The 26,118-nt window shown below is 45.4% G+C and carries 22 protein-coding genes; 3 read left to right on the top strand and 19 right to left on the bottom strand.

What is annotated here, in order from left to right:
- Positions 1-3: 3 nt before the first annotated feature.
- Complete coding sequence (locus tag HQ865_RS07515) at positions 4-2,052, bottom strand: BatA domain-containing protein (protein ID WP_173414296.1); 2,049 nt, start codon at positions 2,050-2,052, stop codon at positions 4-6.
- Between the two features lie 383 nt (positions 2,053-2,435).
- Here HQ865_RS07515 and HQ865_RS07510 point away from each other — a divergent pair, with 383 nt between their 5' ends.
- The gene (locus HQ865_RS07510; protein ID WP_173414295.1) at positions 2,436-4,787 is read left to right on the top strand and encodes a TonB-dependent receptor domain-containing protein; all 2,352 of its coding nucleotides are present in this window, start codon (positions 2,436-2,438) and stop codon (positions 4,785-4,787) included.
- A 116-nt stretch (positions 4,788-4,903) separates the two neighbouring features.
- Here HQ865_RS07510 and HQ865_RS07505 read toward each other — a convergent pair whose 3' ends face one another.
- The 6 genes from HQ865_RS07505 to HQ865_RS07480 form a co-directional block, all read right to left on the bottom strand.
- Positions 4,904-5,539 carry an HAD family hydrolase gene (locus tag HQ865_RS07505; protein WP_173414294.1) on the bottom strand — a complete coding sequence of 212 codons (636 nt, stop codon included), beginning with the start codon at positions 5,537-5,539 and terminating at the stop codon, positions 4,904-4,906.
- A 2-nt stretch (positions 5,540-5,541) separates the two neighbouring features.
- Positions 5,542-6,108: a Maf family nucleotide pyrophosphatase gene (locus HQ865_RS07500; RefSeq protein ID WP_173414293.1), complete on the bottom strand. Its 567-nt coding sequence runs from the start codon at positions 6,106-6,108 to the stop codon at positions 5,542-5,544.
- Positions 6,109-6,228: 120 nt separating this feature from the next.
- A complete protein-coding gene (locus HQ865_RS07495) occupies positions 6,229-6,759 on the bottom strand; it encodes a KdsC family phosphatase (protein WP_173414292.1) in 531 nt (176 codons plus the stop codon).
- An 8-nt stretch (positions 6,760-6,767) separates the two neighbouring features.
- Entirely contained in the window at positions 6,768-7,010 is a 243-nt protein-coding gene (gene iscX / locus HQ865_RS07490) for a Fe-S cluster assembly protein IscX (protein WP_173414291.1), read from the bottom strand.
- Between the two features lie 44 nt (positions 7,011-7,054).
- Positions 7,055-7,387: a 2Fe-2S iron-sulfur cluster-binding protein gene (locus HQ865_RS07485; protein ID WP_173414290.1), complete on the bottom strand. Its 333-nt coding sequence runs from the start codon at positions 7,385-7,387 to the stop codon at positions 7,055-7,057.
- 19 nt (positions 7,388-7,406) lie between these two features.
- Positions 7,407-8,189 (bottom strand): Rossmann-like and DUF2520 domain-containing protein, encoded by a 783-nt coding sequence (locus HQ865_RS07480; protein WP_173414289.1) that lies wholly within the window; start codon positions 8,187-8,189, stop codon positions 7,407-7,409.
- A 96-nt stretch (positions 8,190-8,285) separates the two neighbouring features.
- Here HQ865_RS07480 and HQ865_RS07475 point away from each other — a divergent pair, with 96 nt between their 5' ends.
- Positions 8,286-9,209, top strand: a complete 924-nt coding sequence (locus HQ865_RS07475) for an alpha/beta fold hydrolase (protein ID WP_173414288.1) — start codon at positions 8,286-8,288, stop codon at positions 9,207-9,209.
- A gap of 6 nt (positions 9,210-9,215) precedes the next feature.
- Here HQ865_RS07475 and HQ865_RS07470 read toward each other — a convergent pair whose 3' ends face one another.
- The 8 genes from HQ865_RS07470 to HQ865_RS07435 all read right to left on the bottom strand — a co-directional run bounded on the left by HQ865_RS07470 (position 9,216) and on the right by HQ865_RS07435 (position 18,281).
- Positions 9,216-9,902, bottom strand: a complete 687-nt coding sequence (locus HQ865_RS07470; protein ID WP_173414287.1) for a phytanoyl-CoA dioxygenase family protein — start codon at positions 9,900-9,902, stop codon at positions 9,216-9,218.
- 63 nt (positions 9,903-9,965) lie between these two features.
- Positions 9,966-12,428, bottom strand: coding sequence for a cytochrome c biogenesis protein CcsA (gene ccsA, locus HQ865_RS07465; protein WP_173414286.1), 2,463 nt, complete (start codon positions 12,426-12,428; stop codon positions 9,966-9,968).
- 7 nt (positions 12,429-12,435) lie between these two features.
- Complete coding sequence (locus tag HQ865_RS07460) at positions 12,436-12,846, bottom strand: cytochrome c maturation protein CcmE domain-containing protein (RefSeq protein ID WP_173414285.1); 411 nt, start codon at positions 12,844-12,846, stop codon at positions 12,436-12,438.
- A gap of 771 nt (positions 12,847-13,617) precedes the next feature.
- Complete coding sequence (locus HQ865_RS07455) at positions 13,618-15,051, bottom strand: Glu/Leu/Phe/Val family dehydrogenase (protein WP_173414284.1); 1,434 nt, start codon at positions 15,049-15,051, stop codon at positions 13,618-13,620.
- Between the two features lie 155 nt (positions 15,052-15,206).
- A complete protein-coding gene (locus tag HQ865_RS07450) occupies positions 15,207-15,419 on the bottom strand; it encodes a CcmD family protein (RefSeq protein WP_173414283.1) in 213 nt (70 codons plus the stop codon).
- 9 nt (positions 15,420-15,428) lie between these two features.
- The gene (gene ccsA / locus HQ865_RS07445; RefSeq protein ID WP_394353369.1) at positions 15,429-16,100 is read right to left on the bottom strand and encodes a cytochrome c biogenesis protein CcsA; all 672 of its coding nucleotides are present in this window, start codon (positions 16,098-16,100) and stop codon (positions 15,429-15,431) included.
- 132 nt (positions 16,101-16,232) lie between these two features.
- Positions 16,233-17,441: a carboxypeptidase-like regulatory domain-containing protein gene (locus HQ865_RS07440; protein ID WP_173414282.1), complete on the bottom strand. Its 1,209-nt coding sequence runs from the start codon at positions 17,439-17,441 to the stop codon at positions 16,233-16,235.
- Between the two features lie 156 nt (positions 17,442-17,597).
- A complete protein-coding gene (locus tag HQ865_RS07435) occupies positions 17,598-18,281 on the bottom strand; it encodes a heme exporter protein CcmB (protein ID WP_173414281.1) in 684 nt (227 codons plus the stop codon).
- A gap of 117 nt (positions 18,282-18,398) precedes the next feature.
- Here HQ865_RS07435 and HQ865_RS07430 point away from each other — a divergent pair, with 117 nt between their 5' ends.
- On the top strand, positions 18,399-18,881 hold the full coding sequence (locus tag HQ865_RS07430) for a methylated-DNA--[protein]-cysteine S-methyltransferase (RefSeq protein ID WP_173414280.1): 483 nt from the start codon (positions 18,399-18,401) through the stop codon (positions 18,879-18,881).
- A gap of 322 nt (positions 18,882-19,203) precedes the next feature.
- Here HQ865_RS07430 and HQ865_RS07425 read toward each other — a convergent pair whose 3' ends face one another.
- The 4 genes from HQ865_RS07425 to HQ865_RS07410 are packed head-to-tail and all read right to left on the bottom strand — an operon-like array spanning position 19,204 to position 26,029.
- Positions 19,204-21,129 (bottom strand): hybrid sensor histidine kinase/response regulator, encoded by a 1,926-nt coding sequence (locus tag HQ865_RS07425; protein ID WP_173414279.1) that lies wholly within the window; start codon positions 21,127-21,129, stop codon positions 19,204-19,206.
- 45 nt (positions 21,130-21,174) lie between these two features.
- Positions 21,175-21,762 (bottom strand): chemotaxis protein CheB, encoded by a 588-nt coding sequence (locus tag HQ865_RS07420; protein ID WP_173414278.1) that lies wholly within the window; start codon positions 21,760-21,762, stop codon positions 21,175-21,177.
- Positions 21,752-22,588 (bottom strand): CheR family methyltransferase, encoded by an 837-nt coding sequence (locus HQ865_RS07415; protein WP_173414277.1) that lies wholly within the window; start codon positions 22,586-22,588, stop codon positions 21,752-21,754. The genes HQ865_RS07420 and HQ865_RS07415 overlap by 11 nt, the downstream gene beginning before the upstream one ends.
- A gap of 3 nt (positions 22,589-22,591) precedes the next feature.
- Complete coding sequence (locus HQ865_RS07410) at positions 22,592-26,029, bottom strand: response regulator (protein ID WP_173414276.1); 3,438 nt, start codon at positions 26,027-26,029, stop codon at positions 22,592-22,594.
- Between the last annotated feature and the right edge of the window lie 89 nt (positions 26,030-26,118).

The raw sequence follows: 26,118 nt of genomic DNA, 5'->3' as shown, positions 1-26,118 counted from the left end.
GCATTATACCTGAACTGTGGCGCGCTGCACATCAACTTTGTAAAAACGCACCAGTAATATCTCGGCGGCAATAAATACCAGCGCCAAAATTATGCAAAGTTTCCATAATTGCAGGCCAAGGCTCACACTGCTTAACTCCGACCGTAAGGAGGGTGTCGCACCATTAATAAAATTACCTTTCGGGGCCATGGTCTTCAATTCGGCTTCGGTTAGGTAACTCAGATCCGATTCTTTACGGTTATCATTAAAAGCGATGACGCTCAGCACACTATCCTTTTTACGCAATTCGTAATTACCGGTTTCTTTTAATTGGTCCGACACGAACAACAGCGTGCTTCCCTCCTGTTGCCGGGCATCGGGAATGATGCTGGTATTACCCTTAACCAGCTTCAATATTTGCTTTTCGTTTAGCTGAATGGTCGGCGCTTCGATGGTTTCATCCTGCCCGAGGGTGTAAAATAAAGGCTGATCGTGCCCGCTTAATAATGCTATCCTGAACATCATGGGCAACAGCATGGCATGGCGCGGCAGATTGCTAAAATCTTCATTCAGCGGAACAGCGCACACATATACCTGCCCACGGCCACTTTTATATGATGCGAAAAATGGCTGGTTACCATTCAACTGCATCAGGTTCTCGCTGATGCCACGGGTGGATGTATTTAGCTGGTAATATTTTTTAACCACGGGCAGATCGGGGTTATCGGGCAATTGCTCAAACACGTTTTTAAACACATGGCTTTGCACATTAATGCCCGAAACCTTAGTCGGTTCGTTCATCAGCTTTTCGGGATAAGCAGCGTTCAGGGGTTGAAGCAGTGCCTGGTAGGTCTTCACATCCTCATCCGGCGATTGGAATACCATCAGCGAGCCACCTTTATCTACATAAGTTTTTAACTGTTGGGTTAACCCGGCTGAAATGGCTTTGATATCACTTAAAACGATCAGCGGATAGCTGTTCATGGCCGCGTAATCTACATTACCGTCCTGCACGTTATTCACCACAAAAAACTGATCGGTAGCGAAAGCGGCCTTTAAATATGGGTTAACAGTGCCGCCGTTTATCAGCAAGACCGGCATCTGACTTTTCACATTAAAGGTGAAATAGAACTGGTTATCAAAGGTTACCGGGTTATCCTGCAATTGTAATTCGCCTAATTGCCATCCGGCCTTCAAGCCCGAGAACGAAAGCGTATCATTCTGCACCGCGCGCGGGCCAAGGCTAAAACTACCCAAAGCTTTTTGTTCTTTATTAATGCTCAATTTCAACGGAATACGCTCGGCTTTTTCATCGGCGTAGTTATGCAGGCGTACAATCAGTTTTTCATTTTCATCCGGACGATGCACCGCGCTTAACAGCCAAACCGAATCGATAGCAATATTGGGCAATTTATTGGCTTTCAATTGCACCAGGTTTAACGATACGGCCGAATCTACCTTTAGCGCATGCTGCTTGCCCATATTGGCCTGGTAATCGGAAAGGATGTATATGGATGATGTAGCCGATTGCGTTTTGATGAGGCTTTGCTGCCGGTCTATCACTTGTTGCAGGCTGCGGCTTTGCGGACTGATCTTTACGGCATCAACCGCGTCGTCAAACTCATCGCGACTCAAAAGGCGTTGATGTTTCCCCTCAAAATCCTGTGTGAGCAGTTGAAAACGATCGTTTATACCGTAGTTAGCAGCTATTTCTTTAGCATGATGTTTGGCTTCATCTAACAGCGAACCCTCCTTGCTTAGGGTTTGCATGGAGTAAGAATTATCTACAAAAATGCTTACGATCTGCTGTTTGCTTACCACAGCGGCCTGGTTTGCAGGGATAAACGGCTTGGCAAAAGCAAAAACTAAAAACAATACCGATAGTAATCGCGCGGCCAGTATCAGGCGCTCCTTTAAATTACGGCGCGATGCTTGCTGCTCCTGCAATTCCTTAAGAAACTGCACATTGCTGAAGTAAACCTTTTGGTAACGGCGGAAATTGAACAAATGCACAATTACAGGAATGGCCAGGGCCGCTAAAGCAAACAGGAAAGCCGGGTATAAGAAGTGCATAGCGCTTTTTAATAGATATAAGAGCCAAGATAATTTTTTAAAATGGCTTTTGATAATTTAAGCGCTCATGTCACAAATATTTTTCAGAAATTCTTACGACATCAGCCATTACATCATCAAAGGTGTAATTAATATAGTTTACACCGTAAGCAACTTTATATTAACGAGCATTATTAGCACGCACATTAAGATACTGCTTAGTTTATTAGCCATAAATATCATAAGTAATCCCGCGGTATTAAATATGCGAAAATCACTTATTTACAGGCTTTAAGCACGGCTGCATATATTTAATTATATTAGTGCCACCTTATGCGCATTATTAAACTGATCGTCCTTGCCACCTTGCTTTTTTTAACTGTTCCTGGTCGCGGCCAGGCACCGTGTCGTTTGCTATTGTGGTGATAAATGACAAATCGCAGCCCGTAGATGGCGCTACCGTGAAGCTATTAAAGGATAACCAGGTCATCAAGGGCGTAGCCGCCAATGCCAGGGGGATGGCCTTGTTTGAAAACCTGCAAAACGGTAATTACACATTCCTTATAAGTCATACAGGCTATAAACCACAAACCACTAAAGTTTACCGGTTACCATCAGGCCAAAAGCGTGACACCATCAGGCTACAGCCGTTAAATACCATGTTGCAGGAAGTGAGCGTAGTTACCCGCAACCCGCCCATTCAACATAAAGATGGTAAGGTGGTACTGGATGTTGAGGCGTCGGTTACCAATACCGGTTTAAGTGTGTTGGAGATATTGGAGAAATCGCCGGGTGTAATTGTTGATAAGAATGGCGGCATCAGCCTACAAGGTAAATCGGGCGTGATGGTAATGATTGACGATAAACCTACCTACCTATCCGGCTCGGACCTGAATGATATGCTGAACGGCATGAATTCGACACAGGTGGCGCAGATAGAGCTGATCACTAACCCAACCGCCAAGTACGATGCCAGCGGCAATGCCGGTATCATCAACATTAAAACCAAGAAGAACAAACAGGTTGGCTTCAACGGCTCGTTCACTACGGCCGAAGGACAGGGCGTTTACCCCAAAAGCAACAACAGCCTGGTGCTGAACTACCGCGTGGGCAAGGTGAACACCTTTTTTAACTATACCTTAGGCTACGTAAAATACCTGACAGATATTTATGCCTACCGCAGGTATTATAACAACAGCAACACTGTTACAGCTATTTTAGATCAGCCATCGTACTTTGCAGGCAAGCTGTTTAACAACACCATAAAAACCGGGCTCGATTATTATATCACCCCAAAAACAACCATAGGCATAGCGCTTACCGGCAGCACCAATACCCGTAATGGCAATAACACGGCCACCGCCACCTGGCTAAATAGCGGCGGCGGTGTGGATTCGGCCATTGCCACTACTAATAAAAACGACAATACCTTTAAAAACGGCCTCATTAACCTGAATGCCCGGCATACCATATCGGCTACGCAGGACCTGTCTGCCGACCTTGACCTGCTACGCTACAGCATAGGTGCCAACCAGGATTACAATAATCACCTGCTGGCACCGGGCGGCTATAACCAGTTATCACAATCTGAAATTCCAACGACCATCAATATCACATCGGGTAAGATCGATTATACACTGAAGCAGAACAGCAACACTACGCTGCAATTTGGCGCCAAGGCCTCGCACAGCAGTACCGATAACTCAGCCGATTACCAAAACTTTACCGGCGGCACCTGGACGGTTGACAACAACCGCAGCAACCATTTTATTTACAGCGAGAACGTGAGCGCAGCCTACGCGTCATGGGATAAAAAGAAGGGGAAATTCAGCGGGCAGTTTGGCTTGCGGTACGAGTATACCAGCTACCATGCACACCAGTTGGGTAATGCCATACAAAAAGATTCGGCATTTTCGCGTAAGTACGGCAGCCTGTTCCCCAGCGGTTATTTGAGTTATCAGGCCGATACCGCTAATAATTTTACGCTGACCGTCGGTCGGCGCATAGACCGTCCTGCCTTTCAAAAGCTGAACCCGTTTTACCAGATCATTAATAAGTATACTTACCAAACCGGTAACGCCTACATCCTGCCGCAATACAGCCTTAATTTTGAACTGAGCCATCAATACAAAAACTGGCTGACCAACACCGTATCGTTTGCCGATATCTCTGATTATTTTTCGCAGATATTTTTAGAAGATGCCACCAAGGGCATATTACTTTACACCCAGGGTAACGTGGGGCATGCTTATAACTTCGGGCTGTCGAGCATGATTATCGCTTCGCCGGCCCACTGGTGGTCGTTTACATGGCAGGCGGTTTATAACCACAAGCAAATGAAGGGTTTTAACGGGAACAACTACACGACCACCATCGATCAGCTAAACCTTAACCTGAATAACCAGCTCACCTTATCCAAAACCTATACCGCCGAAGTATCGGGCAATTACACCACCAAAATGCGGGTGGATCTGCAAGAACTGGTTTATCCATCAGGACAGTTATCACTAGGTATTTCCCGGCCGGTAATGCAAAAGAAGGGGACTTTGAGATTGACTGCGCGCGATGTTTTCTACACTGTAGCTTACGAAGGATTAACCACCTTCCCCAACGCCACCGAATACTTTAAACTGACAAGGGACACAAGGGTGGTAACCCTATCGTTCACCTATCGCTTCGGCAAGGCTTATAAGGCCTCCAAGCGATCGGATGGCAGCGCGGGTGATGTGATACAGCGTGTGGGGAATGGGTCATAGTTAGGTGGACTGTCAGTCTGAGCTTGTCGAAGACTGTGCGCGATAGGCTTGCCCACCATGGTTTGACAGGCTCACCATAACATCCCGTGACCGACAGACGCAATTAAACGATAAAACTATTCAGCTAACCAATTCTTAAACTCCGTTACCGAACTGAACATCCATTCGGGATTTAAGGGCAGCAGTTCCTCGGCATTTGTTGTGCTGGCCCAGGTTACCGCGGCTATGGGGATGCCTACCTCCTTGCAATATTTTATATCGCTTGGCGCATCGCCTACATACAGGCATTCCGCAGCCGGCATATTCAATTTTGCGAGCACGCGGCGGATGCCATTTATCTTATCAGGCCCCTCCGGCTTGCCGGTTTCCAAAACTTCGAAGTATTGCGCCAACCCGAATTGCTGAAGCGATAACCTTGTACTGTGGATACCTTTACCGGTTACCATGGCCAACCGAACGCCATTAGCCCTCAAATATTTCAGCAGACCGGCAATACCCGGGAATGGAGCTGGGCACATATGGTGCATATCAGCATAGTGTTGCAGATAAGCCTGCACGCCTGCTTCCTCTTGCGTGGGGATCAGTCTACGGATAGTTCCTTCTTCAGACGGGCCAAAAGTAGCGATGATCTCCTTATCGCTTATCTCCTTTCCAAGTAATGGCTCAACACTTTTTTTAAAAGCGGCGATACAAAGCGGAAGTGTATCGGCTAAGGTGCCGTCCAAATCAAAAATAATGGTGTTAAATTTCATGCTTACAGGGCGGCCATTTTAAGTAGTTGCTGATATACCTTTTCGGTAGGCAGGCCAACTACATTGGTGTACGAACCGTTGATACGTTCGATAGCGGTTACGCCTATCCACTCCTGGATACCGTAAGATCCGGCCTTATCCATCGGCTTGTATTTCTCCACGTAATTAACGATCTCAGCATCGGTTAACTTACGGAAGAACACTTCGGATACATCAAAGAATTTATTGACGTGGCCCTTATACATCAAACAAACGCCGGTCACCACGCGGTGCACCCTGCCCGATAATAGCTTCAACATCTCCACAGCATGTTCGGGAGTTTCGGGTTTACCCAGTATCAGGCCATCAATTTCTACAATAGTGTCGGCGGTAATGACAATTTCATCACCGGCTTCTTCGTCAAAAGCTAAAGCTTTCTTTTCGGCAATGTAAACAGCAATTTCGGTTGGGGTGAGACCATCGGGATAGCTTTCATCAACGTCCTTCAGTACAATGCGGAAATCTACGTCCATTTGCGTCAGGAGTTCCTGCCGGCGTGGTGATTTTGATGCGAGAATGATTTTAGTCATTGGTCAGTTGTCATTAGTCCGGAAGTCGGAGAGACCGGAAGTCCGGAAGATCTTATTGGGATTGATTTGCTACCTAAAACCATCTTTCGGACTTACCGACTTCCGGTCTTGCGGATTTTCTCACCAGCTATACGCTTCGGCATTAAGCCATTTGCCCTGCACCTTCAGCACTTTTTCAATCACATCGCGTACGCAGCCCTTACCGCCTGCAATAGGCGAAATATAGGTGCTGATGGCTTTGATATCTTCAACAGCGTCGGCCGGGCAAACAGGCAGGCCAACTTGCTGCATTATTTTCAAATCGGGAATATCATCCCCCATAAACATAACCGTTTGCAGGTCGATTTGATTGGCAGACAAATAATCGTTCAGTGTAGCTACCTTATCTTTACAGCCAATAAAAACATCGTTGATTCCAAGTCCGTTCAGGCGGATGCGGATGCTTTCAGAACCGGCGCCGGATATAGCGCATACCCTATAACCGCATTTCACAGCCAGTTGCAGGGCATAGCCATCCTTAATATTGTATTGGCGCATGCGCTCGCCGCTATCAGATACAAACACACCGCCATCCGTCAGCACGCCATCCACATCAAAAACAAATGTGGTGATGGTGTGAAGCTGTTGGAGAAATGGTTTGTCTGATCTCACCAGGAATATTATTGGTTATCGCGCCATTCGTATACCCAGGCGCTTTGGATCTGCTCCAGGTGGCCTTCGTTCGATTCTTCGCGGGTGCCTTTAAAATTGGGCAGGCTCAATACCCACTCCAGCAGGTCGGTGAAGCGGATGCGGTATATTTTCGATTCGCTAAAATCATCACCAAACTTTTCATAAAGCCCCATGGCAATGTCTTCATAGTCATTCCAGTGGATGGGTAACGCGAATTTGTCTTGTATCATTTTAAGGTTGTAAGATGTACTTATTTAAAAACTGTAAGCGGCTGTTAATGGCCCATAAAATCCGACTGATCCGGGATAGTGATCTCGATATCGCCGTCGATCAGTACACACTGGCAACCCAGGCGACTGTTGATGCGGGGGTTAACCGCGCGGTCGATAAAGTCCTCTTCCTTGTCAGATATTTCCTGGATATTGTCCTCGCCCTTGTTTACGTAAACGTGGCAGGTGCTGCAACCGCAAACGCCGCCACAGTTATGCTGTAGTTCTATACCGTTCTCCAGGCAAATATCCAGCACCGATTCGCCCTCGGCACCCGGTAGTTCCACCGATTCGTGGTCCTTTTCCTCAAAGTTTATTTTAACTTTAAAAATATTCATCAAAGCAAAAGTAATAAAATTACGCTTTGCCGTTAGTGCCTTTGTCCATTTTGATAATACCCTGACTAAGCAATTGATAAATCTGCTGTAACATGGGCTGGTTTTGCAGCATTTCCAGGTGCCTGTTCATGGTTGTTTCGTCGTTACGTACTGCAGGGCCGGTTTGCACCGCGGCGGGTAATTGCTGTTGTACCTTATCGGCAGTTTCCAAAATCAGCGGCTTCAGCATGTCAAATTCCAAGTGGTTATCTGCCAGTAGCCCTTGTGCTATGCTGTACAGATAATTGGGGAAATTGCAGGCAAAAACGGCCGCCAAATGCAGCACCCTGCGCTGGGCTGAATTAACCGGGTAAACGTTGTTGCTTACGGTTTGGGCCAGTTCGGTAATGATCTTAAAAATATTTTCGTTAGCACCCTCAAGGCAAAGCGGCACATTCCAAAAGTTAAGTTCCTTAGTACGGCTGAAGGTTTGCAGCGGATAAAATACGCCTGCTTTTACATTGTACTTCAACAGCACACTGATATCTGTACTGCCTGATGTATGCAGGATCAGCTTATCATGTGCTGCCAATTGTTGCGCGATACCCTCAATAACATCATCCTTTACCGAAATAATGAAAGCTTCGGTATTGGGGTTAATTTGTTGCAGATCGTCAATAGCTTCGGCTTTGATATGATAGGCCAATAATGCGGCATTTTGCAAATTTGGACTATAAACCTGTACTATTTGGTGGCCCGCATTTTTAAATGCCGCGCCTAAATGTGTGGCCACGTTGCCCGATCCGATAAGGGTGATACGCATATGTTAACAGAAAGCTTCAAATTTCGTATAAAATGGTTTGAAAACATTGAGATATAAATTATATATATTTATATCACCAAATTATAAACTATACGGATGCGCTATTTCCGACTGATTTTTGTTGCCATACTTTTTTTGGTAACTATTACCACTGTTATACTCGGCGGCCTTTATTTATACCGGAATACCGAGAAAAAAACTTTATCTGCCGCCGAACGGCAACATGTGCCGGGTAGCTTTATTAAGCTGAAGGATGGCTTTACCCATTATCAGCTTGCAGGCCCCGATACTGGTAAAGTAGTGGTTTTATTATCGGGCTTTAGTGTGCCATACTATATCTGGGACGGCACTTTTGAGTACCTGGCCCGCCATGGTTACCGGGTTTTACGATACGATTATTATGGTCGCGGTTACTCAGACAGGCCCAACAGTGTTTATAACAAGGCCTTTTACTTTAACCAGATCAACCAATTAATAAGCGCCTTGCATTTAAAAACGCCGTTTCATTTGGCGGGCATATCTTTTGGCGGCCGCCTGGCTACCGATTTCACCTCGCAATACCCGGCATTGGTAGATAAAGTAATACTCCTTGACCCCGGCTACCATGAAATGGAACCCGATAAACCACAGGCTGTAACCCGCTATTACGAAACCATACACCCGCGCGAACGCGCAGAGGTGCAAATGGCCGATTTTAAATATCCCGAACGACATCCCGACTGGATAGCTAAATACAAAGTACAAATGCAGTATAAAGGCTTTATTAATGCATTGATATCAACCATGTACAATTACCAGTGCGATGGCCGGGCAAGCAATTTACGTTTGAATAACCAACACAAGCCTGTATTATTAATTTGGGGGCGTGAGGATACCACCGATCCGTTTAGCTATAGCGATTCGATACGCACGGTATTGAATGCTCAGTTTTTCCCTGTTGACGATGCAGGCCATTTGCCATCGGTTGAGCAGCCTGGTATAGTGAATAAACGGATACTGGCTTTTTTGCAAGCTAAATAATTTGCTTTAGTTTAGATCTATACGCTCCGACCAGTTTAAGCCGCCGGCAAGGTCCACATTGCTAAATTCGATATGGATAACACGCCGCTTTTGCTGATTGGTGGTACGGTTTGACGCGTGTAGCAACAATGGCGACATAACCATCACACCGCCTGCTTTTACCTTGCAAATGTGCTCCTGCTCCATTGTCCAGTCGATGGTTTCGGGGCGATAAATTCCTTTCAGATGAGAGCCAGGAACAACTTTTAACGCGCCGTTATACTGATCGGTATCATCTAAGTGAATGCGTATCGTAAAGTTTTTATGCAGGATATCCAGTGGTGGTTGTACTGCAAACTGATTTTGTTTAACTGTCCATGGCCCATAACCGGGAATATCGGCTTTTTTACATACAGAGATGGTCAGGTCCTGGTGATACGCTACAAACCAATTCGATAGGCCGGGCTTATCAAAATAAATGGATTTTGTAACGAAATAGCCGGAGCCGAATTCATTAATGATTGCCTTAAGCCTGTCGTTAAAGATCAACGGGAAAACTCCCGGCACTTCTTTTAAAAACTGGCGGATGGCAAACAGGTCGTCGCTTTTACGGAAGGTTGGCTTATCAGCATCGGCCTTATTGATACAGTTGATGATCTGTTCAACGTCGGCAGCGGTGTAAACATTGTTTATGATGGTAAAACCCTTATCCATTATAACCCCTCCCTACACCCTCCCCATGGGAGGGAATCGCACAGGCCTGGCTTCCATAAGCCCCTAAACTGTCTTCAACTCCTTATTCCTCCTGAATATCGACATCAGGAAGCCGATAACCATAATGATAGTACCCGACCAGAAGAAGTTGATATAAGGGAACGATATAGCACGCATTACAATATAGGGCTTCTTGCTTTCGGGTTGCTGGTAAACGGTTATCTCTATTTTACCTTCCTTAGGCAATATTTGCGATAGGCGCAGCTTCAGGCCAACATCATCAACCTTGCGGGCAAAATCGTAACCGTTGCTGCCCTTTATCATATAAACAGGCTCGGCCATATAGGTCTTTCCGTGCGATACAATTTCCAGGTCGGCACCGATGGCAACATCGTTACCGCTTAGTTTAATATCCTGCACGTGGGCGTTTTTGTTAAGCGCCTTCAATACCATAAAACCCTCCCTAAAGCGGATGGTATCCCCTACCTGTACAGCGTGTGCTACCGGCGCGTCGTAGTTTTTATCGTCATTAGCCTCACCCTCGTGCCCCATCGATTCTTCGCGCAGTTCATCATCATATTTAATGGGCGCCATGCTTACGTGGGTATACAAGTCGTGGAAAAGATAGTGCTTGGTATCCGGCGATGAAACCAAACCCATCTTGCGGTTAGCCTGCGAGTTTGGCTTCAGCACAAACTCTTCGGTAATTTTACCGCTCTTATCGCGTTTTTTGTAGTCAACCTTAAAATAGTGATTAGGTAACGAGATCGAGTCGCCGATGTAAGTTACCTCATACCCTCCCATTTGTACCGGTTGGTTCTTGTACATAATGATATTCTCGCGCGGATCGTTGGCTTTAGCAAACTCGGCGCTATACTGTTCACCCGTAGTATTTTCAGATACTACTTTGCTGGTACCGGCCGAGATCAACGCCCCGATAAGCAACAAACCAAAACCGATATGCGCCACTGCCGAACCGGCAAGTTTAAACTTTCCTTTGATGGCATCCGACAGTACTTTCGCGTTCGACATTACCGAATAAGTAGCAGTAAACATCAGCAGCATATATACTACGTGCAATTTATAAATACCCGTAATATAAATTATAATGGCACTGATTACCAATGAAGTTACCAGGTATATGCCCGATGTAATGAAGAAACGGGTGGTATCCGTCTTTTTATACTTCATAAACTGGGTAAAGCCCATAAACAATGCAATCACTACAGCGAAAGCGCCCTGGAATACGTTGTACAGCGTAACCTTATCATTTGGCGGCGCTATCTTGGTACCGAACATGGCATTCCAAACCGGTATCGAGGTCACGAACACCAATTGTAAACATGACAAGGCCAAAAACACCGAACCCACAAACATCCAAAACTCGCGCGAATAGGTTTCTTCTTCCTTTTGACTGATAGGCAATTCCTTCCAGCGGATAACGATCAGTACGATAGCTAAAAGCAGGAACAGCACTACATCGGCCACCAGGTGCCAAAACATGCCCGCGTCGGTAAAAGAGTGGACAGAGGTTTCGCCAAGGATACCGCTACGGGTAAGGAACGATGCATAAAGCACCAGCACAAAGCTAATGAGTGTAAGGAACAGAGCGGTAAAATAAGCGTGGCCGGTATTTTTATACACGATCATTACGTGTACCGCGCCAATCAGCGTTAACCACGGGATCAGCGAGGCGTTCTCTACCGGGTCCCAAGCCCAGAAGCCGCCGAAGTTAAGCGACTCGTAAGCCCAGAACGAACCCATGATAATGCCGGTACCCAACACCATCACCGCGAACAGGGCGTATGAAATGGCCGGGTTTACCCAGTCTTTATATTTCTTTTGCCAAAGGCCGGCTATGGCGTAAGCAAATGGCACCACCATCGACGCGAAACCCAGGAACAGGGTTGGCGGGTGTATCACCATCCAGTAGTTTTGCAGCAGCGGGTTCAGGCCGTTACCGTCTTTTATATAAGCCATATAATCGGGACGGCTGAATATTGGCGCGCCCTGCATCACATCGCGCAGCAAAATAAATGGCGAACTACCCACACGTGTGCCAAATAATTCGACACCGATAAGCATAGATGACAGCAACACCTGCGAAAGGGAAACGACGGTCATTACCGGCTTCTCCCACGATTTTGCCTTCCATATCAGCACATTCCCCAACACGGCCTGCCAAAAGGTCCACAGCCAAAAGCTGCCCTCCTGCCCTTCCCAGTAGCTGGAAATGATATAGTATACCGGCAGCGCGCGCGATGAATGCGCGTAGGCATAATGATATTCGAAAAGATGGTTGTAGATGATATAGAACAGGCAGACACCGATACCAATAACAGAAGCGGTATTGATCCAGTAGCCTAAACGCCCCAACCGCAACCAGGATTTATCGAGTTTATCGGTACTGGTTGCCGCGAAGTAGTAGCTGATGGCTGATAATAATGCGGCGCCAAAGGCCAAAATAATAAAGAACTGGCCTAAGTGGCCCGGCACAAGGTGTTCACCTTTAAAAGCTGTATCCATTAAGTGTTTATATGCTGGCCTGTTTAGCGTTGACCTCTGTTACTTCAATTTTATCCTGGGTGTATTTAGATGGGCACTTCATCAAGATCTTAGACGCGTGAAACTCGCTGCCCACCATCTTGCCGGTAAGCACCACCTGCTCCGAGCGTTCAAAATCCTGTGGTTTAGTGCCGGTGAAGATCACTTTGCACTCCTGCCCCTTATTGTCCTTCATGTAGAACGAGAAATAGTTGGCATCCTTGGTGGCATCGTAATATAATTCCTTTTGCTTATTCAGGTGGCCCACTACCTGCAGGGTAGCTTCACTTTTCTTAGCATCGTTAAACGAACCGTAAGTACTTGAACTTGAATAGGTACTGATGATAACCGCTATAGCGATAGCAATAACCACCAAACCAAATATTGAGCTTTTTTTCATTGTATTTTATTGGTTATGAAAAAGTGATGCAAAAATACAAAACGTTAAGCTAATAAAGGTTATTGCAAGGGATGTTTCTTATTTAGAATTGTTATTGATAAAGAACAACTGGTTGAGGTTTAAAAACTTCGACCAGTGCAAGCAATCTTGCGATATTTTACTTCATCACCAACTTCTGGCTTTCGATGGTATAATATCCTAAACATCCCTTTTTAACCGTAACGGACAGATATGGCATCTCGTAAAATATTAGCCCGATATTTTTGTCTACTTCGATACTTTTTTCAACGCGGTCGTATTCTACATCAACAGATGTATAGGGCCTACGCGATTTTAGGTGCCTCGACCTGTTAAAAATATTTAACTTAACGTTAGTAGGTTGCTCCGCCGAAAAGCTATTGATGAAAAAGAATCCCCCGGCAAATAAACTTCCCCAAAGAAATAATGTAAAACCGTATTCCTTAAACTTTATGCGAAAGAAAATAATACATAGTAAAGCGGGGATCAATCCTATACATAATATTGTTTGCCATTTAATAAACGTAGCATCATAAACGTTGTAGGTATAGAATAACGAAAGAAAACCCAGAACATATAAGCTGTTCTTAACGTAGTTTAAATTCTTTTCCTTCGCCGCTTTTATTCTTCGCTCATTTTTTTGACGGATATCCCGATTCATATTACTATTTACAGTGCTTAAATATAAGCCAAAAACAAAAAAGCCACCCTTTCGGATGGCTTTTTCAAGATCAGTTTTAGTTTAGTTATATATCACGGCCAAACACCAAGGTTTGAGTAAGATACAGCTATCTTGTTGATGGCGCCCACAAACGCGGCAGTACGCAAGGTATCAATTTTAGGTGTGGTCAGATAGGTTTCGCGGATCTCGTGGTACGAGCGGATCATCGTATCCTCTAAACCCGAGTTAACCAGTTCTAATTCTGATGCGCCTTTAACAATGGTAGCACGTTGCTGAGCGTTCAGCGATACGCCGGTGATACCTTCAACCATGTTCACCAGGTTCATATTCGAGTTTTCTTCAAAGCGTCTGTTCATACGGCCAAAGGCTACGTGCGACAGGTTTTTCAGCCACTCGAAGTACGATACGGTTACACCGCCGGCGTTGGCATACATATCCGGAACGATGATGCCCCCGTTTTCGTAAAATACTTTTTCAGCCTCAGGGGTGGTTGGGCCGTTAGCGCCCTCTACTATAATTTTTGCTTTAATGTTGCGGATGTTCTCGATAGTGATCTGGTTTTCCAGCGCGGCCGGTACCAGGATATCGCAAGGCTGCTCTAAACCTTCGCCCGAACGGGTGAATGATTGCGCACCGGGGTAGTTCAGTATTGAACCGGTAGTTTTACGGTGCTGGAATACCGCGTCGTAATCCAAACCATCAGCATTGTAAACAGCGCCTTCGTATTCGCACAGGCCAACAATGGTAGCGCCAAATTCGGCCAGGTATTTTGCAGAGTAGTAACCTACATTACCTAAACCCTGTACAATAACCTTTTTGCCTGCTAAACCGGCGGTTAAACCAATTTTTTCCATATCCTCGCCAAAGCTTACGCACTCGCGGGCGGCAATAGCCACACCACGGCCGGTAGCTTCGCGGCGGCCGGCAATACCATGTAAGGCCAGTGGTTTACCGGTAACTACGCCCATGGCATCCAGTTGGCCCGGGTTCATGGTAGCATAGGTATCGGCTATCCAGCTCATCTCGCGCTCGCCCGATCCATAATCAGGTGCAGGCACGTCGATGCTTGGGCCGATGAAATTCTTTTTAACAAGCTCTACCGTGTAACGGCGGGTAATGTTCTCCAACTCCTGTACGGTATAGTTTTTAGGGTTGATGCAGATACCACCTTTTGCACCGCCAAATGGCACATTCACAATGGCGCATTTGTAGGTCATCAGCGCGGCAAGCGCCATTACTTCGTCCTCGTTCACCATTTCGCTGTAGCGGATACCGCCTTTAGTTGGCGACTGGTGGTGCGAGTGCTCTACACGCCACGCGTCGATCACCTCGAAACCATTGCCCTTGCGGATAGGGAAGCGAAAGCGGTAAACGCTGTTGCAAGATTTGATCTGATCTAATAAGCCGGCATCGTGATTGGTAAATTGAGCCGCATAGTCGAAGTTTTTGCATACGTCGGCAAAGAAATGCCCGTCCTGCATAGCAGCTTTGTTGGTATTAGCCATAGTATTATGTAAATAATTGGTTTGAAAAAGTGTGCAAATGTGCGGTATTTTTATCCATAGTTGCAAATGCTTTAAGGGTTGGTGTTTTAATTACACATCATAACAAACAGCCCATAATCTATGTTTAAACGCAATAGGGCTATTTTTTCGCCTTATTAATTTTTTTCAAATTTCTCAATTTTCCTAAGCCTTTTGTCCATCGAAAATAAATAAAGGGCTAATCCAACAAAGATTATTACGATAATTGTAATTACTACATAAATTTTACCCGAGCTGCGGAAGGTATCATCCATACCCGGACCAGCCTGCTGAGCAAAGGCCGCGATGCCGCTTAAAAGGCACATCAACAAAAACACCAGTTTTTTCATTATAAATACTTATACAGATTCGTTCTTATATTCTATTATACGCATACGGTAGCGTAAGGTTGCTATCCACACCCCTAATAAACTCCAGCCGATGAATGCGGGGTACAGCACAAAGCGCATATTCTTATCCAGATCGTAGCTGTTAAAGCCAGGATTACCACCATTGCCGGGATGCAGCGAGTCGGTCATACGCGGCAGCACAAACAGGAGCACGATCATTATTGGGAACGCGAAGATGTTGTAGATAGCTGATATCTTGGCCCGCTTCTGCTCCTCATCTATCGAATTGCGCAGTACCAAATAGGCACAATACAGTAAAAAGGCAATGGCCGCGCTGTTTTGTTTAGGGTCGCCGCTCCAATATTCGCCCCAGGTGTATTTGGCCCAAAGCATACCGGTTAGCAAACCCAGCACATAAAACATCATGCCGGTGTTTACGCATTCAACCACCACCAGGTCGTCTTCTATCTTGCCCGATCGTAAATATTTAAGGCTGTAAATAACCGATATGGTAAATACCGAAAACATAGCCATCCACATGGGTACGTGGAAATACAGGTTGCGTATCGTTTCGTTAAGGATGTATTTGGCAGGCACAGGTATCAGTATCCCGGCTACCAACGTGTAAAGTACCAGTACAACAGCCAGCACTTTCCACCACGTTTTATAAATTATCGCCATTTTTTGATGAAGCAAAGTTAGGTATTAGATATGAGATGTTAGATATGAGATTTGAGATACAATGTGTACTTTACACTGATTTTATACGCCTGCCTGTCTCAAATCTCATATCTAACAGCTCACGTCTGAATCTTACAGCTTTTCCTTTAATACCAGTTCGCCCGGAACATAATCTACAGGCAGCAATTCGGCCACTTTATTTTTAGACCAGGTGCCTTCAAATAATGGCGGTGGTGTGGATATGATCGAACCATTCATATCAAACATTGAATATTGGGTATGCAGGGTAATAATGCTTACCTGGTAATTGGGCATATCCAGCGGGCGGTAAATATCGGCCATATATTCTTCCTCGCGCTTTTTGGTGTACATTACATACAAATGCTCGGGGAAGCCGATGACAAACACGCCGGGTTGTTCGGTAGCACGGGCAATGTCGGTTTCCTTTAAGGGCTGGCGGATCAGGTTCTCATCGTATTTAGGCAAATTATAAAGCCGCCGGTATTTATTTGCCGAGTCAATATTATTCTGTCCCCAAAAGTTTATCTTCTTCATCAGCATCTCCTGCTGCGGGCGGTTTGGGTTTGGCTTACGTTCCAGAATCATCACCGCGAAGCCATCTTCACTCAGCTTAGCGTTTTGCAGCGAACGGAAAAAGTGCATGTTCGATCCGTAATAGATATCGTTGCGCTTCTCCTCCCATTGCTTTTTTTGCGATACACTGCCCGGCAACTCGTTAAACAAGATCTTTCCCTCCCAGGATATGATATTATCGATACCATTGTAATTAAACTCCTTCAGCAAAAACTTCACCTTGTAGCCCAGCGCTTTATTCTCTATCTCGATAAACTCATCCGACCATGCCTCCAGCGATTGCTTTGCCTTATGATTTAAAAAACTAAGCGAATGCGGATTTAAGATCTTGCACTTCTTCGCGTTAGCCGATTCGCCTAAAAACAACTTCACAAACTGCTCGTAGTTGCGCTTCCAGTTCTCGGGCGTGGTGATCACCACCTCGTGCAATTGCGTGGTTTTAACAATCATTTCCACATCAACCCGCACCGGTTCCTTCGCGTCGCGCGGCACCATAATGGTTTTATTGAAATCTTCGAAGCCTACGGATGTCACCACCAACTCATACTGACCGGGTTTAAGCCCGCTAAGCGTAAAAGTACCGTCGTCGTTAGTTATTGTTCCGTATGATGAGTTGCTAAGGAAAACGCTGGCCTTGGCCATGGGGCTTTTATTATCCATGCGGATAACCTTACCGGTAATACTGCCGGTTTGGGCCAGCACCATCAGCGGGAACAGTAAAAATAACAGGGGTATATAAAAACGCATGGGTAAAAATAACGGTTATTTTAAATCCGTGTTATCTGTAACGATTATTTTCATTATCAGATCGTCATGCTGAGCGATAGCGAAGGATCCCAGACTAAGCAATTCCGTTTCTGCTTACCGGGGATCCTTCGCTATCGCTCAGGATGACGGTTTGGGTTAATCCCGCCACAAATAGGGAAACAGCAACAGCGATGTAGCTACCACAATAACATTAATAGCCACCAGTAAAATGATCTGCTCGTAATTAAAGCTGTTATCTATGCCATCCATGGCGTTTTTTGCCAGTTTGATCAGTACCAGTATAACCGGGATGATCACCGGGAAACTTAATATCGCCATTAACCCGCTGCTGTTGCCCGCCTTAGAGGCGATGGCCGATACCATGGTAAAAACCGTTGAAAAGCTGATGCTGCCCAGCAATACCGCTATAAAATAATAAACCGGGTTACCGATAGTATTATTAAAGAATAGCAGGTAGATAACAAGCGTAAGGATACTGATGATCAACATCAGCAGCCCGTTATAAATAGTTTTCGATAGGATAATGGCCCGGGCATCGGTGATGGCATAATAGTACAACATCCGGCCTTTGCTTTCCGTCGCGAAGCTTTTGGCGATGGCGTTTACCGCGGCGAAGAGCATGATGATCCAAAACAATACGTTCCATACTATCGGGTAACCCTCACTCTCCTTAAAGCCCGGACTCAGCTTAAACGATATATAGCACACAAACACCGTCGAAGCCACATACAGCAGCACGCTGTTAAAGGCATATTTCGACCGCCATTCTATCAGTATTTCCTTTTGCAGCAAGTGGCGTGTTTGTTTGATAAATCCCATTGGGCGCTAAATTAGTGATTAGTGATTAGTTAATCAGAGATTAGTTTTAATTGTGCTCTGGTGAGTTACTAATCACTGATTAACTAATCTCTGATTACTAATCACTACCTTAGCCCCATGCCCGTTATTTACCACACCACACCTATTGGCCTTGCCCGCATTGAAGACGAGGATGGCATGATCTGTTCGGTAACCGTGCACGAGATACCGGTCGATGACGCGACTGATACCTCACCGGCCATTAACGATGCGGCAAAACAGTTAGATGAATATTTCGCAGGTAAAAGAAAGATATTCGATTTCCCCTTTCAACAAAAGGGTACCGATTTTCAGCAGGAGGTTTGGAAGCATCTATTCCAGATCAGCTATGCCGAGACTATCAGTTATGCTACCTTATCCAAACGGATGAATAACCCGTTAGCCATCCGCGCCATCGCGTCGGCCAATGGCCGAAACAGCATGTGGATAGTGGTTCCCTGCCACCGCGTCATCGGATCAGACGGCAGCCTTACCGGTTATGCAGGCGGCCTGTGGCGCAAACAATACCTGCTTGAACTGGAAGCCCGCGTACAAGGCGTAGGGCAAACGAGTTTGTTTTAGGTTAGTGATTAGTTAATTAACCCAAGTTGCGGGTTAACAAAACAGACGATTTAACCACAAAGCGCACAAAGATATGCCCGATGTTGAAGCACAAAGTTCACAGAGGCTTTGATAATCAAAAGAAAAAGAGAGACCACAAAGCTTTGTTGCCCTTAAAAAAACTTAAATCTGCTGATTGATTTGCTCTTTGTGACCTTTGTGTCAATCGATTTTGCAAATCTTTGTGCACTTTGTGGTTAAATAACCCGCAACTTAAGTTAATAAGTGATCAGAGATTAGCAGATATTTGGATACTAATGTCTGATTAACTGATCATTAATCACTACTTAAGTAGCTTCAATATCTTCTCATGCAATTCATACGGCATAAAAGGCTTGGCCAGCACATCATTCATACCGGCAGATATGGCCTGCTGTTGCTCATGATCGTAGGAGGCGGCTGATAACGAGATAATAGGAACGCTACGCTTCGGCTCCTCAAAATCAACACGGATGGTTTTGGCAGTTTGGTAACCGCTCATTTCGGGCATGTGGGTATCCATAAGCACCACGTCGTAATCGTTTTCTTTTAGTTTGTCCAATGCTTTGCGGCCATTGTCAACCATATCAACGCTAACGTTCCACTCCTTTAATATCTTCGATAGCATAAACTGGTTCACCAGGTTATCTTCTACCACTAAAACGCTTATATTCTCTTTAAACGGCGCTAATACCCGCGGCACATCGCGCACAGTTGCTTTTTCCTTTGGTTGGTCTACCACTTCGTACCAGTTAGTAAAATTAAATACGCTACCCTTGCCCACCTGGCTGCTCACCGTCAGGTCGCCGCCTTTTAACTCAATTAGTTTCTTTACAATTGTTAGCCCCAGGCCCGTTCCGCCATATTTAGCGGTCGTATCGTCTTCGGCCTGTTCAAACGATTCGAATATGGTAGCGATCTTGTCCGACGCGATACCGATACCGGTATCTTCTATACTAAATTTAAGCTTTACCTTATTGTTATGCTTTTGCATTACCGTAACCTTCAGCTTCACGTGCCCCCTGTCGGTAAACTTAATGGCATTGCTCAGCAGGTTCATCAGTATCTGGTTCAAACGCAGCGAATCTACCTGTATGTATTGGGGCGCATCCTCGGCTATTTCCAGTAAAAACTCAATATTGTGTTCATCGGCTTTAAACTTCAGCAAATCGTAAACAGCCTTTACAATAGCGCGCAGGTTATTTGGCGTGCGTACAATGCTGAATTTACCGGCCTCTATCTTCGAGATATCCAGCACATCATTTATCACCCCTAAAAGCGACTGTGAGGATGTTTCCAGCAGATCGAGCATACTTTTTTGCTGCTCATCGATATTGGTTTTACGCAGCAGGTTGGTGATACCGATGATACCGTTTACCGGGGTACGTAATTCATGACTCATGTTGGCCAAAAAAGTCTCTTTCACTTTTTTGCCGTACTCGGCCGCTTCTTTCGATTTGATCAGTTGCTCCTGGAAACTTTTTTGCGGGGAGATATCGCTGATATTGAGGAAAATAGTTTTGTTACGGTACGACATCCGGCACTCAGCCCAGATCACACGCTTTTCAAAGGTTTCAAAGCGGTACTCAAAAACCGCAAATTGCAGGTTATCTTTTATGATCTCACCCAATTTTTTCCTGAACGGAACCTGATCTTCGTCAATTGCCAGATCCACCACGCCCCTGCCAATCACCTCATCGGGCTTAAAACCCATTATTTTTTCGATAGCGGGGTTTATGCTGGCAATGCGCAGGGTTTGCGCGTCGATAGCGCAAATCATATCGGCCGAGTTTTTTACAACAATGGCAAAATTCTGAAGCTCGATGTTCTTTTCCTTTATCTCGGCCTGGTTGCGGGCCAGTTGTATAAATGCATCAACCTTGGCCGATGTGATATACGGATCTAATGGTTTATACAGGTAATCTACCGCGCCGGTGCCTAAACCCTTTACAACGTATTTAGATTCTTTTGATATAGCGGTTACAAATATTACCAATATATCCTTTGTTTTGGGATTAGCTTTCAGCATCTCCACCAGTTCAAAGCCATCCATTTCGGGCATCTGAACGTCGACAAGCGCGATAGCAATGGGGTTCTCCCACGCGATCTTTAAAGCATCGTTGGGCGAGGTGGTTGAAAACATGCGGATGTCGTCGCGGTTCAATAAAGCCTCGAGGGCAATAATGTTCTCCTCGCGATCATCCACAATTAAAATATTAACAGGGGCCATGTGAATATTCCTAATGTGAGGTAAGGATTGAGCTATGTAAGTGTATTATATTTTTAATAATTCAAATATTTCATCGTTTGACAGGATATACCTGGCAGCACCTAAATGAATGGCTGATAGCGGCATTTCTGCCATGTCGGCTTCATCCGGATCCTGCACTATGGTTAAAGCTCCTGCAGTTTTTAGCTTCAGCAAGCCTTCGGCACCATCCTGGTTAGCACCTGATAATAGTATGGCCGTACATTGACTGCCATAAACATCGGCGGCACTTTCAAATGTTACATCTATCGATGGTTTTGAATACCACACCGCGTCTGAAACATCCAGGCTGAACACCTTTTCACTTTCTATCAGTACATGATAGTTAGCCGGCGCAATGTAAACGGTATTATTCCTGATCACATCTTTATCCGATATCTCCTTCAGCAACATACGACTATTTTCGGCAAACAGTTTTTCTATTTCGCTAAAAAAATTCTTTTTCCGGTGGATGACGATAATTACAGACTTGTTGAGGCTATCGGTAAAATTTTTAACAGCACGAAATATAGGTTTGAAAGACCCGGCGGAGCCGCCGATCAGCACAACCTGCGAGTTGTGCCAGCGTTGAACGATATCTTTATTAAGTGCCAATTTTTTGGTATATATTCTCTTTTTGGTCTATTACTTTAAACCGCTTCCTGAAAAAGTCCGACCGTATGGCCTCTTTACTGCCCAGGCACAGGAAACCCAGCGGGCACAGGCTTTTGTAAAACAGTTCCAGTATGCGCTCCTGCAACTCCGATTCGAAGTAAATAAACACGTTTCGGCAGCTGATGAGCTGAAACTCGTTAAACACCGTATCCGATATTAAATTATGTACCGAGAACAGCGTGTTTTGCTTATACTCGCTATGGATGCTGGCCGCATCGTACATAATGGTAAAATGATCGGTTATCGTGCCCGGCAAACCTGTAAACGAATAATTCTCGGCATAGGTTTTTATTTTGCGCAAACTATATATCCCCATGCGCGCTTCCTTAAGTACTTCGGTATTGATATCGGTGCCGTATATAAATGATTTTTGGCGCAAATTGGCTTCTTTCAATAAAATAGCCAGCGAGTAAACCTCTTCGCCCGACGAGCAGCCGGCGCTCCATATTTTTATATGCTGATATGACGACAGATAAGGCAGCACATGGTTGTTCAGCGATTTATAGAACGATGGATCGCGGAACATTTCGGTAACATTGACGGTGATCTCTTCCAAAAAATCCTGGAAGATCTGCTGATCGTTCACCAGCACATGCTTCAAATCGTAAAACGACAGTTTTTTAAACTGCATAATACGGGCCAGCCTGCGCTTCAGCGAGGCCTTGGTATACTGAGAAAAATCGAACCCATGCACCCGTTTTACCAGGTCAATAAGTTCGAGTAGTTGCGGCGTAGTTATGTTGCCGTAAGGGTTAGCATCATCCATATATTATTTTTCCAGCCACAATTGCATCAGGGATATCAGCCTGTCGATATCTACCGGTTTGGTGATATAATCACTGGCGCCGGCAGCAATGCATTTCTCCCGGTCGTCCCGCATTGCCTTTGCTGTTAATGCTATTACAGGCAGCTTAGCCCATTTGTTTTGCTTGCGGATATAACGTGTGGCTTCGTAGCCATCCATTTTTGGCATCATGATATCCATCAGCACAATATCTATATCACTATTTTCCTCTAATTTAGCTATGGCCTCTTCCCCATCGTTGGCTATTTCCACCACCAGATCAAAGGTTTGCAGGGCGCTTGTCAGCGCAAAGATATTACGCATATCATCATCAACCACCAGTACTTTTTTGCCTTTTAGTTTTTCCTTACCCTGCGATACCGGGCTTGGCCTGCCGCCTGCAGCCGGTGCCTGTTGCTGGGTACTGCTTATTTTATGCAGGAATAGGTTTACCTCATCTATCAGCCTGTCTGATGATTTGGTAGTTTTTACCACCATGGCATTGGCATACTGCATCAGCCTGTTTACCGATGTTTTATCCAGTTCCATCGCCGTATTTACGATCACTGGTAAGCCCGCGAATTTATCAACCGCCTTTATCTTATCTAAAAGGTCGAGCCCTGAGATATCGGGCAGGTTCAAATCCAGTATCACACACTGGTATTCGTGCTCATTCAGCATCTCAAATGCCGACGCGCCATCAAAAGCCTGGTCTACCGTGATGCCCTGCTTCTCCATCATCTGCTTCAAAGCTTCGCTTTGTGCTTTATGGTCCTCGATCAGCAATATTTGCTTAAATACAACCCCGCTCTGCTTTGTCATCTCTCCAAATAGTTTGTCAAGCGTACCGGTATCTATCGGCTTCTTCATAAAGCTGATGGCGCCTTCCCTGCGTACCCTATTGGCCGCAGCCTCGCCCGCCGACATTAAATGTACCGGTATTGACGATGTTTCACTCGCGCTCTTCAGTTCTTTCAGTATCTGCCAGCCATCCTTACCCGGCAACATAATATCCAGTATTACCGCGTCGGGCTGGTTCTCTTTAATGGTTTCAAAGGCATGTGTACCCTCGTTAATGGTAATAGCCCGGTAGCCGTGTTCTTTAGCATAATCCTTCAGGATCTCGGCAAAGTTTTTATCATCTTCTACGATCACCACTAAGGGCTCCTTGTTAGGGTCTCTGCGTTCTATCTGTGCCGCCGGTTTTAAAAATTCTTTCGATGGTACAAAGGTTTCGGCAGTTGGCAAGGCTTCTTCCTGGCCGGGATTAACTTCGGCTTCAAAAGGGATGGTCAACGTAAACTCGCTGCCTTTACCCGGCTCACTTGCTACCGAGATACGGCCGCCCAATAACGACGACAATTCGCGGCTGATGGATAAGCCCAGGCCCGTACCGCCGTATTTGCGGCTGGTTGAACCATCCGCCTGCTGGAACGCCTCGAAGATCAGTTTCTGTTTTTCAGGAGCTATACCAATACCGCTATCTTTTATAGTAAAGTTGATGGTTTTGGCCACAGCGCCCGGGGTAACGTTAATGGCTATCGAACCACCCTCAGGCGTAAACTTAAACGCGTTTGAAAGCATGTTCTTGATCACCTGCTCTACCCGCATCTTATCGGTAAATATCTTAGCCGGAACGTCGGTAACTGTATTTGTGAAGTTGATCTTTTTGTTGGCCGCCATTTCCGAGAACAGCATTTCCATATCATCAAGGATATCCTTCACGGCTATCTGGTCGTTCATGATCTCCAGCTTGCCCGATTCTATCTTCGACAGGTCGAGGATATCGTTGATCAGGGTCAGCAGGTCGTTACCGGCGTTAAATATCACACTGGCGTATTTGATCTGATCGTCCGACAGGTTATCGCTCTTGTTATCCTTCAGGATCCGCGCAAGCACCAGAATACTGTTCAGCGGTGTGCGTAATTCGTGGCTCATGTTGGCCAAAAACTCCGATTTGTATTTGCCGGTAGTTTCCAGCTCCTGCACCTTAACGTTGATAGACGCGCGGGCCTCTTCAATGGCCTGGTTCTTTTCTTCAAGCAGGCTGGCTTTTTCTTCCAGTTCAACATTAATGGTACGCAATTCCTCCTGCTGCACACGCAGTTCCTCTTCCGACGCCTGCAGCATTTCGGTTTTGTTCAGTAACTCTTCGTTGGTTACGCGCATTTCTTCCTGTTGCGCTTCCAGTTCCTCGGCCTGCTGTTGAGTTTCCTCAAACAGATCGTGCATAATGGTGCGGGCCTGCGCGGTATTGATAGCAATACCCATGGTATTTGCAACGGCAAGGATATAATCTTTAACGTTTGCCTGTAACTGGTTTTGGAAAGCGATCTCCACAACACCTTTCAATTTCCTATCGAAGAAGAACGGCACGATCATGATCTCGGCCAGTTCCTGGCTAATGATGGAAGTTTCCAGTCCCAGTTTATCATTAAGCGTACCCTGTATAACAGCCGGCTTCTGATCTTTTGCTACCTGACCCAACCAGCCTTCGGATAATGAGATGCGTTTTTTAACTACCGAAAGATCGTGGAAGGCGTAATAAGCATATAGATCTAACGCCTGTTCCTGCTCATTAAACAGGTATAGTGTACCGGTGATAGCGTTGGTATATTTACAAACCTCGGCCAGTATAGTTTCAGATAGTTCCTTTTCGCTTTGCTGGCCTTGCATTTTATCATTCAATTGGCTTGTGCCGGTCAGTTGCCAGTTTTTGGATTCGTTTTCAGCCAATACTGCTTCAAGCTGGGTATTAGCTACCCTTATCGTCTCCTCTGCTTTGCGCTGCTGGTTAAACGTTTTTTGGATAAAGATAAACAGCATGATGATGATGGCCAGGAACGCTGCCGAACCCATGAAAATAATTTTGATGGCGGCATCAGCTGCAGATTGGGTGCTGTTCTTTCTGTCGGTCATCAGCTTGCTCTCGGTCTTTTTTATCTCCGAAAGCACGCTGCGGATCATGTCCATATTTCGTTTTCCGTTCAAAAACATTTGGTTTTGAACCATGTACTCTAAGCCTTTGGAATCGCGGGTCTCGATATTTTCTTTTAAAATCGCCAATTCGCCGCTTACATATTTGGCAAGTGTATCTGTACGTTGTACCTGTGCAGGGTTATCCCTGATATACCCCTTCAGGTTACGCAAATTCTCGTTAATGGTGGGTAGTGCCTGGTTATAGGGCTCCAGGAACACTTTCCTTTCCGATGCGCAATACCCACGCATCCCTGTTTCGGCGTCAATTAAGTTTTGTAAAAGTTCGTCGGATGTATTGATCACCTGTTGGGTGTGCTCAACCATGCCCATGTCGCCCTCTAACTCTTTAATGCTGTTATTAGATAACAGGCCAACGGCAAATACCAATAGAATAGATATCGCAAACCCTAAAAGAACCTGATTACGAAAAGAGAATTTAAACATTTAACAGCGGTTTAATGATGTTGCTTTAAATACAAACGATGATAAAGATAGCTTATACTTATCGCAAATTAAGTATTTATACAAGTTGC

Source organism: Mucilaginibacter mali (assembly GCF_013283875.1).
GTDB classification, from domain to species: Bacteria; Bacteroidota; Bacteroidia; order Sphingobacteriales; family Sphingobacteriaceae; genus Mucilaginibacter; species Mucilaginibacter mali.
This window is presented reverse-complemented; position numbering and strand designations above follow the sequence as displayed.

What these genes read in the sequence shown, in the direction of transcription:
- HQ865_RS07515 (WP_173414296.1), bottom strand. Translation starts at nt 2,052, where the DNA reads ATGCACTTCTTATACCCGGCTTTCCTGTTTGCTTTAGCGGCCCTGGCC.
- HQ865_RS07505 (WP_173414294.1), bottom strand. Translation starts at nt 5,539, where the DNA reads ATGAAATTTAACACCATTATTTTTGATTTGGACGGCACCTTAGCCGAT.
- HQ865_RS07500 (WP_173414293.1), bottom strand. Translation starts at nt 6,108, where the DNA reads ATGACTAAAATCATTCTCGCATCAAAATCACCACGCCGGCAGGAACTC.
- iscX (WP_173414291.1), bottom strand. Translation starts at nt 7,010, where the DNA reads ATGATACAAGACAAATTCGCGTTACCCATCCACTGGAATGACTATGAA.
- HQ865_RS07485 (WP_173414290.1), bottom strand. Translation starts at nt 7,387, where the DNA reads ATGAATATTTTTAAAGTTAAAATAAACTTTGAGGAAAAGGACCACGAA.
- HQ865_RS07480 (WP_173414289.1), bottom strand. Translation starts at nt 8,189, where the DNA reads ATGCGTATCACCCTTATCGGATCGGGCAACGTGGCCACACATTTAGGC.
- HQ865_RS07475 (WP_173414288.1), top strand. Translation starts at nt 8,286, where the DNA reads ATGCGCTATTTCCGACTGATTTTTGTTGCCATACTTTTTTTGGTAACT.
- HQ865_RS07470 (WP_173414287.1), bottom strand. Translation starts at nt 9,902, where the DNA reads ATGGATAAGGGTTTTACCATCATAAACAATGTTTACACCGCTGCCGAC.
- ccsA (WP_173414286.1), bottom strand. Translation starts at nt 12,428, where the DNA reads ATGGATACAGCTTTTAAAGGTGAACACCTTGTGCCGGGCCACTTAGGC.
- HQ865_RS07460 (WP_173414285.1), bottom strand. Translation starts at nt 12,846, where the DNA reads ATGAAAAAAAGCTCAATATTTGGTTTGGTGGTTATTGCTATCGCTATA.
- HQ865_RS07455 (WP_173414284.1), bottom strand. Translation starts at nt 15,051, where the DNA reads ATGGCTAATACCAACAAAGCTGCTATGCAGGACGGGCATTTCTTTGCC.
- HQ865_RS07450 (WP_173414283.1), bottom strand. Translation starts at nt 15,419, where the DNA reads ATGAAAAAACTGGTGTTTTTGTTGATGTGCCTTTTAAGCGGCATCGCG.
- ccsA (WP_394353369.1), bottom strand. Translation starts at nt 16,100, where the DNA reads ATGGCGATAATTTATAAAACGTGGTGGAAAGTGCTGGCTGTTGTACTG.
- HQ865_RS07440 (WP_173414282.1), bottom strand. Translation starts at nt 17,441, where the DNA reads ATGCGTTTTTATATACCCCTGTTATTTTTACTGTTCCCGCTGATGGTG.
- HQ865_RS07435 (WP_173414281.1), bottom strand. Translation starts at nt 18,281, where the DNA reads ATGGGATTTATCAAACAAACACGCCACTTGCTGCAAAAGGAAATACTG.
- HQ865_RS07430 (WP_173414280.1), top strand. Translation starts at nt 18,399, where the DNA reads ATGCCCGTTATTTACCACACCACACCTATTGGCCTTGCCCGCATTGAA.
- HQ865_RS07425 (WP_173414279.1), bottom strand. Translation starts at nt 21,129, where the DNA reads ATGGCCCCTGTTAATATTTTAATTGTGGATGATCGCGAGGAGAACATT.
- HQ865_RS07415 (WP_173414277.1), bottom strand. Translation starts at nt 22,588, where the DNA reads ATGGATGATGCTAACCCTTACGGCAACATAACTACGCCGCAACTACTC.
- HQ865_RS07410 (WP_173414276.1), bottom strand. Translation starts at nt 26,029, where the DNA reads ATGTTTAAATTCTCTTTTCGTAATCAGGTTCTTTTAGGGTTTGCGATA.